Here is an 8,508-nt window from a genome sequence, read left to right on the forward strand (position 1 = left end):
GCGTCACAATCGGACCATCACAGCGTTTTTCGGATCGAACGACCTCCGCGTGCCTGACGGGCCACCGCGCGAGATGCGCGGCGAACATCGTCAGACACAGCCAACACCGGAGTTTTTCATGCCTTTGACGTCACAGGGCTTGCGCGCCCGGGCCGCGCACCGCGCCACAGCCCTTACCCTTACAATCCTTGCGCTTTACGCATCGAGCGTGGCGGCGGCGCTGGCCCACAACGTCACCCCGGGTGACGCGGGCTATATCCAGGAAATCTGGGGGGTGCATATCATCCCCTTCATCTATCTCGGCGCCAAGCACATGGTGACCGGCTACGACCACATCCTGTTCCTCTTGGGCGTCGTGTTCTTCCTCTACAAGATGAAGGATGTGGCGGTTTACGTCAGCATCTTTGCCGTGGGTCATTCGGTGACGATGCTTTTGGGCGTCTGGTATGGCTGGGGCATCAACGCCTACATCATCGACGCGATCATCGGCCTGTCGGTGGTCTACAAGGCGCTCGACAACCTTGGCGCATACCAGAAATGGTTCGGGGTCCAGCCCGACACCAAGGCCGCGACGCTGATCTTTGGCCTGTTCCACGGCACGGGTCTGGCGACAAAGATCCTCGAATACCAGATCGCCGAAGATGGGCTTTTGGCCAACCTCATCGCCTTCAACGTGGGCGTCGAGATCGGCCAGCTCATGGCGCTTGCGGTCATCCTGATCGTCATGGGCTACTGGCGGCGCAGCCCCAACTTCATGCGGCAGGCCACTGTCGCCAACATCATCATGATCGTCCTTGGCGTGATCCTGACCGGCCAGCAGATCGCCGGTTACGTCGCCTCGGCCTGAGACATCGGAGAGACACATGTACAACGCACCCCAACCCCGCCCCGAGGATCTGCCCAGCAAGGCGCAGCTTTTCCGTTCCTCGATCATGGCGGCCATCGGCGCCGTCGTGATCCTTGTCACCGTCTACCTGCCTGCCGAACATGCCATCGACCCGACCGGCGTGGGCCGCATCCTTGGCCTGACCGAGATGGGCGAGATCAAGCGCGAACTGGCCGAAGAGGCGGCGCAGGATGCGCTCATCCACACGGACCAATCCTCAAGCCTGATCGACGGGTTCTTCGGCCTGTTCGTCAGCGCGGCTTATGCGCAGGAAGTGTGGATCGACACAGTCACCTTCACGCTCGACCCCGGCTCCACCGCCGAGATCAAGCTGGTGATGGCCGCAGGCGATGTGGCCCAATATGCGTGGGCCGCGACGGGCGGGCGGATCAACTTCGACCTGCATGCCCATGGCGAGGGCCAGTCTGTCGACTATGACCGCGGCCGCGGCGAAACCGCCGCCGAAGGCAGCATTGACGCCCCATTCGCCGGCGAACATGGCTGGTTCTGGCGCAACCGCGACGACACCGCCGTGACCGTCACGCTGCAACTGCGCGGGGTCTATGCCAAGGTCATCGAAACGTATTGAGATCGGAGGCGGTCTTTCGGGATCCTGGCACCGAGTGGCCGCTTTCCGCCCGTGGCACAGGCCACGACAGGACCAAAGTGGCCGGCCCTTTGCGGAGCTTCAAGCGGGCCAAGGCAATGGGACAGTCTTTGCCGACAGCCCACATAAGGCCGATGTCTGGCCTGCGCCCGGTGTCGTGGACAGCGGGACAAGCCAGCATGGCGCGGGCCTCGAACGCCTCGTCCCGGGCGCGCCAGACCATGCGGGCTGTGCGGTCGCGCGGCAAAGACGCCCCCAGCACCGCAAAATCCCCATGGATTGCAAGTCCAGGCGCATCAAGAAGATGTACAATCCCCTTCCGGAGACGCTGCGCGATCTGATCGGCTTTGCCCGCCTGTCACGGGTGGTGACGCCTATCTGAGCCGCTCCAGAAGGCTGGGCGAGGCATATCCGTCTGGCACAAGACCGACCGAGGCCTGAAACCGCCGGACGGCTTCGGATGTCTGCGGGCCGAGGATGCCGTCGATTGCGCCCGCATGCAGCCCGCGCGCGGCCAGACCGCGCTGAAGCTCTTCGCGCTCGGCCCGGCTAAGCCCCCGGTCGCCGCGCGGCCATGCGGCGCGGAACGGCCCACCACCCGCGATCCGGTCAGACAAATGGCCCACCCCGATCACATAGGAAGTGGCCGGGTTGTAGCGTGCGATCACACGGAAATTGTCAAAGATCATCAGCGCCACGCCCCGGTGCCCGGCCGGCACGAGGATCGAGGCCTGCCCATGGTCAGGCAGCGGGCCGCCATCGGCCGGCCGCACCCCCTGGCGTGCCCAGAAGGCTGCGCCACGCTTGGTCGCGCTGCCGGTGAGGCCGTAATCGAACCCCGGCGGCAAGACCACCTCTAGCCCCCAGGGCTGGCCTGTGGTCCAGCCATGATGGCGCAGGTAATTGGCGGTCGAGGCCAGCGCATCCACCGGATTGTCCGACCAGATATCGCGCCGCCCGTCGCCGTCGAAATCGACTGCAAGCGCCAGATAGGATGTCGGCATGAATTGCGTGTGCCCCATCGCGCCCGCCCAAGACCCCACCATCTGGCGCGCACCGACGTCGCCCGCCTGCAAGATGCGCAGCGCCGCGATCAACTCGGCCTCGAAGAAATCGCGCCGCCGCCCTTCGAAAGCCAGCGTTGCCATGGCGCCGATGGTGTCGGTTGACCCGCGCATCGCGCCATAAGCGGTCTCAAGACCCCAGACAGCCACCACCACCTCGGCCTCGACGCCGTAGTGGCGTTCGATCCGGGCCAGAACATCGCCGTGACGCGCCAGTGCCGCGCGCCCGTTGGAAACCCGCGCATCCGAAACCGCACCATCGAGGTATTCCCACAGCATGCGCGAAAATTCGGCCTGATTGCTGTCGCGTTGCAGAATACGGGTGTTGGCCTGAACCCCGGCAAAGGCGCGCTCAAAGGTTTCGGGCCTTATCCCCTCTGCCAGCGCCCGGGCCCGAAATCCGGCCCGCCATTCGGTGAAATCACCCTGCGTATCGGCAGGCGTGGCTGCGGCACGCGCCGGATCGATGCGCGGCACCGGGCGGATGGATCGTTCAACGGCCATGCTTTGGTCTTGGCTTGGGGCTTGTGCCTGTGTCGGGCGCATTTCGGGGCGCGGCGATGCCATGGGCGGCAGCGCCCAAACAGGGGTCGTCAGGATCAACACCAAGGCAAAACCGACGGGGCCAAAAGGGCGCATGATGTTGTTCCGGCACAAGATTATGGTAAGTCTGACGGTAGTATAGCCGAAATGTCACGCGCTTGCAGGGTATCCCTTGCGTTTGTCGGGCGGCATTTTTGAGCAAGATATCGCCCAGATGCAGGATCGTGATCCGCGCCTTACCGGCCGTTTCGGGGGGGCGGGGTTTTCTTGCGCACCGTGCCGCGCTTTTTTGCCGCCTGTCCGGCCATGCGGCGCACCGGGCCACGCCCCTTGCCGCCGGATCTGCGTGTCGGGGTTTTCTGCCCGTCGATGTCGATCAGATCAAGCAACAGCCCGCCCGTGACTGGCACTGCCTCGGCCAGCTTGACCGTCACGCGGTTGCCGATACCAATGCTCAGCCCGCTTTCCGCCCCCATCAGGGTCTGGCTTTCGACGTCATAGTGGAAATATTCGTTGCCGATGGCCCGCATGGGCAACAGCCCGTCGGCGCCGGTTTCATCGAGCTTCACAAAGGCGCCAAAGCGCGCGATCCCCGAGATGCGCCCGGTGAATGTGCTGCCCACGCGGTCAGACAGGTAAGCCGCCAGATACCGGTCGGTGGTGTCGCGTTCAGCCGCCATCGACCGGCGTTCGGTGTCCGAGATATGCTTGGCCGTTTCTTCGAGCGTTTCGGCATCCTCAAGGCGCAACCCGTCGCGGCCCCAGCCATGCGCCGTGATCAGCGCGCGATGCACGATCAGATCGGAATAGCGCCGGATCGGCGAGGTGAAGTGGGCGTAAGCTTTCAGCGCCAGACCGAAATGGCCGAAATTCTGCGGGAAATAATAGGCCTGCTGCATGGATCGCAGCGTGGTGATGTTGATGAGTTCGTCGAAATCCGTGCCTTGGGCCTGTGCCAGCAACCGGTTGAGATGGCTGGTTTGCAGCACCTGCCCCTTGGCCAGGGTGAACCCGCTTGCCTCGGCGGTTTCGCGCAGTGCTTGCAGCTTTTCGGGGCTGGGTTCTTCGTGAACGCGAAACAAGAGCGGCTGACGGCGCGCGATCAGTTCCTCGGCGGCGGCGACATTGGCCAGCACCATGAATTCCTCGATCAGCCGATGGGCATCGAGCCTGTCCTTGAAACCCACCGACAAAACCACGCCCGCCTCGCTCAGTTCGATCCGCCGTTCCGGCAGGTCAAGCTCCAGCGGTTGCCGCCGCGCGCGCGCCGATGTCAGCGCCTCATAGGCGGCATAAAGCGGCGCGATGATGCCATCGACCAGGGGCGCGGTCTTTGCATTGGGCAGGCCGTCGCGGGCGGCCTGAACCTCTTCGTAGTGAAGGGATGCTGTCGAACGCATCAGCCCCCGCACAAAGCGGTGGCCGATCTTGTTGCCTTGGGCATCGATCACCATGCGCACCGCCAGACAGGCGCGCGGCACATGTTCGTGCAGCGAACACAGATCGCCCGACAGCGTGTCGGGCAGCATCGGCACCACCCGGTCGGGGAAATAGGTGGAGTTGCCGCGCCGCTTCGCCTCGCGGTCCAGCGCGGTGCCGGGGCGGACGTAATGGGCGACATCGGCGATGGCGACCCAGATCACATGCCCATCGGGATTTTTCGGGTCGTCATCGGCATGGGCCAGAACCGCATCGTCGCGGTCGCGTGCATCGACGGGGTCGATGGTGACAAGCGCCAGATCGCGCAGATCAGCGCGCCCCTCAAGGGGTGCGGGGGTGGCGGCATCGGCTTCGGCCACGGCCGCGTCGGGAAAGGCATCGGGAATGCCGTGTTCGGCGATGGCGATCAGGCTGACCGCGCGCGGCGCGCCCGGATCGCCCAGCCGCGTGACGATGCGCGCGCGGGGCAGGCCCATCTGCCCCTTGGGGCCGATCTGTTCGGCCTCGACCAGTTCGCCGTCGCGCGCACCATGGGTTTCGCCCGGCCGCACCAGCCAATCGCGGTCGCTGCCCTTGGAAATCGGCACGATCCGACCGCCTTCGGCCCCGGCACGAAACACGCCAAGGACGCGGGCCGGGTTGGTGCCGATCTTGCGGATCAAGCGCGCGACATAATGATGATCTTCGCCCTGCACCTCTTGCAGGCGGGCCAGAATCCGGTCGCCTGCACCCAAGGCGGGATCGGTTGCGCGCGGCGAAAACAGGATGCGCGGCTCGGGCCCCTCGCCTGACCATTCCAGCGGTTGGGCAAATTGATCGCCCAGATCATCGGGCGCCATGAGCTTGAGCACCGCCACGGGGGGCAGGCGTTCGGCATCACGATAGGTTTTCTTGCGCTTTTCCAGATGCCCCTCGGCCTCAAGCTCCTTCAAGATGCGCTTGAGGTCGATCCGCACAGCGCCCTTCAGCCCAAAGGCCTTGGCGATATCGCGCTTTGCGGCGGCATGCGGATTTTCGGAAATCCACGCAAGAATTTGGTCTTTGGAAGGAAGCTGGGCCATGGCGCGTGCCCTATCACGCGCGGCCTTGCGCGTCATGCGCGAAATCAGCGCCCGATTGCATGTTGGCCCGCCATCCCATATCTGAACCATGACACGGACAGACCCCGGAGCCGCGCGCTTATGAACTGGATCACCAATTACGTCCGCCCCCGGATCAACTCGATCTTCTCGCGCCGCGAGATGCCCGAGAACCTTTGGTCAAAATGCGATGACTGCGGGACCATGCTGTTTCATCGGGAATTGTCCGATGCGCTGAATGTCTGCACCAATTGCGGGCATCACATGGCGATCACACCCCGCGCGCGGTTCACGGCGCTGTTCGACAACGGCATCTTCATCGAGGTGGCGGTGCCCAAGCCGATCGACGATCCGCTCAAGTTCCGCGATCAAAAGAAATATCCCGACCGCCTCAAGGCCGCGCAGAAATCCACCGGCGAGGCCGAGGCGATGCTGGTGGCCGAAGGTGAGATCGGCCGCACCCCCATCGTGGCGGCAGCACAGGATTTCAACTTCATGGCCGGCTCCATGGGCATGTATGTGGGCAATGCCATCGTGGCCGCCTGTGAACGCGCCGTGAAACTCAAGCGGCCGCTGGTTTTGTTTTCGGCGGCAGGCGGCGCGCGCATGCAAGAAGGCATCTTGTCGTTGATGCAGATGCCACGCAGCACGGTCGCCATCCAGATGCTCAAGGAAGCGAGGCTGCCCTATATCGTGGTTCTGACCCATCCGACGACCGGGGGCGTGACCGCATCCTATGCCATGCTGGGTGATGTGCAGATTGCCGAGCCCAACGCCCTGATCTGTTTTGCAGGCCCCCGCGTGATCGAACAGACGATCCGCGAAAAGCTGCCCGAAGGCTTTCAGCGCGCCGAATATCTGCTTGATCACGGGATGCTCGACCGGGTGACGCCGCGCGCCAAGATCCGCAGCGAGCTGATCACCATCATCCGCATGCTGACGCGCCTGCCGCCCGCTGTGATTGCCGATCTGCCCAGCCCGGCTGCCGCCGAACCCGAGGCAAAAGACACACCGTGAGCAGCCCGCGATCCGACATCCTTCTTGAGCGGATGATGTCTTTTCACCCCAAGATCATGGATCTGACGCTCGAGCGCATGTGGCGCATTCTGGCCGCGCTCGATCACCCCGAACGGCGCTTGCCGCCGGTGATCCACATCGCGGGCACCAATGGCAAGGGGTCGACGCTGGCCATGATCCGCGCAGGTCTTGAGGGGGCGGGGCATGTGACGCATGCCTATACCAGCCCGCATCTGGCCCGCTTTCATGAACGTATCCGTCTGGCGGGTGATCTGATCGATGAGGATCTGCTGTCCGACATGCTCGACCGGTGCCTTGTCGCAAATGGCACGGATGCGATCACCTATTTCGAGATCACGACCGCCGCCGCCCTTTTGGCCTTTGCCGAAACGCCCGCCGATTACACGCTGCTCGAGGTGGGTCTGGGCGGTCGGCTGGATGCGACCAATGTGGTGGATACCCCTGCGCTGTGCGTGATCACGCCGGTCGACATGGATCACCAGCAATATCTGGGCGACACGCTGGGCCGGATCGCGGGTGAAAAGGCGGGCATCATCAAGCGCGGTGTGCCGGTGATCGTCGGCCGCCAGCACGACGACGGCCTTGCGGTGATCGAGGCACAGGCCGCGCGCCTGTCGGCCCCGCTTTATGCTTATGGGCAGCATTGGCATGTCTGGGAAGAAGCCGGGCGGTTGGTGTTTCAAGACGAGACCGGGTTGCTTGATCTGCCCAAGCCCACACTTTTGGGCGCCCATCAGATCGAGAACGCCGGGATCGCGTTGGCAGCGCTCCGCGTCATGGGCAAGGGGGAAGCGGCCTGCGAGGCCGCGATGACCCGGGCGGTCTGGCCCGCGCGGATGCAGCGGTTGCGCCATGGCCCGCTGGTCGACAGCGCGCCACGCGCTGAAGTGTGGCTTGATGGCGGGCACAATCCCCATGCCGCCCGCGCCATTGCCGCCCTTTTGGCCGGGATGGGCGCGCGCCCCACGCATCTGATTTGCGGGATGCTGAACACCAAGGATGTGACGGGGTTCATGGCGCCGCTGGCGGCGGTCGCCCAAAGCCTGCATGCCGTGTCAATTCCCGGTCAATCCGCGACCCTGACCGCATCTGACACCGCGACGGCCGCCCGTGCGGCCGGCCTGCCCGCGCACGAGGCCGACAGCGTCGCGGCCGCTTTGGCGACCATCACCACCCAAGATCCCGAGGCGCGCATCTTGATCTGTGGCTCGCTCTATCTGGCCGGCGAGATCTTGAAAACGAACGGCTAACGCAGCCACGGCCGCCTTGACGCCATCGGGATATTGACCAAGGCGGCGATCCGCCGATGACGGAGAGTTTTGGTGCCGCCAAAGGCGCGGTCAATTGCACGGTCAACGCGCGGACTTTCTGTTTCATTTGTAATCTCGATGGTCACCGCGGCACCTCTGTCAAAAGATCGATGTTCAGCATTCTTTCGCCGGTATTGCCATTCCGGACGTTGAGTCCGTAAATGTCATCCCCCCGGGAGTAGACCGCGACCGTGCGCTGTGGGGAAAATTCGCTCTGAAACACAGGGGTCTCGATGTTGCCCCTCTGAGCCCTTCTGAAGTAGTCTATGATGCACTTGCTCCGGTTGGTGAGGTTGCTTCCCCGCCATGGCTCGTCGTTGCGGCGGGCGCAGGCCTCCTGCGCGCGCGCCATGAAGGTGTGGAACAGCCGCCCATAAACTGTGGAACCATCCCCGTAGATGAAGGGTGTGCCGTCGTATTCGGTCGAAAACAGGAAGTTGACCTGCGTTCCCTCGCGCGTGCTCGTGCCCACAACCTCAAATCGGCAGGGTCGCCCGAACCGGAAGATCCGCACCTCCGATCCCGGCGGAATGCCGATGGC

At 64.0% G+C, this 8,508-nt stretch carries 7 protein-coding genes; 4 read left to right on the forward strand and 3 right to left on the reverse strand.

Annotated features, from left to right (window positions below; translation table 11 throughout):
* The first annotated feature begins 118 nt into the window (after positions 1-118).
* A complete protein-coding gene (locus Q0094_RS02390) occupies positions 119-847 on the forward strand; it encodes a HupE/UreJ family protein (RefSeq protein ID WP_297614884.1) in 729 nt (242 codons plus the stop codon).
* Positions 848-863: 16 nt separating this feature from the next.
* Positions 864-1,475, forward strand: coding sequence for a transmembrane anchor protein (locus tag Q0094_RS02395; protein WP_297614872.1), 612 nt, complete (start codon positions 864-866; stop codon positions 1,473-1,475).
* 392 nt (positions 1,476-1,867) lie between these two features.
* Here the strand turns inward: Q0094_RS02395 and Q0094_RS02400 are convergent, their stop codons facing one another.
* A complete protein-coding gene (locus Q0094_RS02400; protein ID WP_297614874.1) occupies positions 1,868-3,124 on the reverse strand; it encodes a lytic murein transglycosylase in 1,257 nt (418 codons plus the stop codon).
* A gap of 212 nt (positions 3,125-3,336) precedes the next feature.
* On the reverse strand, positions 3,337-5,601 hold the full coding sequence (gene rnr / locus Q0094_RS02405) for a ribonuclease R (protein WP_297614876.1): 2,265 nt from the start codon (positions 5,599-5,601) through the stop codon (positions 3,337-3,339).
* Positions 5,602-5,721: 120 nt separating this feature from the next.
* Here rnr and accD point away from each other — a divergent pair, with 120 nt between their 5' ends.
* Complete coding sequence (gene accD / locus Q0094_RS02410; RefSeq protein WP_297614878.1) at positions 5,722-6,636, forward strand: acetyl-CoA carboxylase, carboxyltransferase subunit beta; 915 nt, start codon at positions 5,722-5,724, stop codon at positions 6,634-6,636.
* Complete coding sequence (locus Q0094_RS02415; protein WP_297614880.1) at positions 6,633-7,907, forward strand: folylpolyglutamate synthase/dihydrofolate synthase family protein; 1,275 nt, start codon at positions 6,633-6,635, stop codon at positions 7,905-7,907. Before accD ends, Q0094_RS02415 begins: the two co-directional genes overlap by 4 nt.
* Positions 7,908-8,049: 142 nt before the next feature.
* On the opposite strand, the gene Q0094_RS02420 is transcribed toward Q0094_RS02415, so the two are convergent.
* Positions 8,050-8,508: hypothetical protein (locus tag Q0094_RS02420; RefSeq protein ID WP_297614882.1), on the reverse strand; the 459-nt coding region annotated here is incomplete at its 5' end.

Source organism: uncultured Roseicyclus sp. (assembly GCF_937892565.1).
Taxonomy (GTDB): domain Bacteria; phylum Pseudomonadota; class Alphaproteobacteria; order Rhodobacterales; family Rhodobacteraceae; genus Roseicyclus.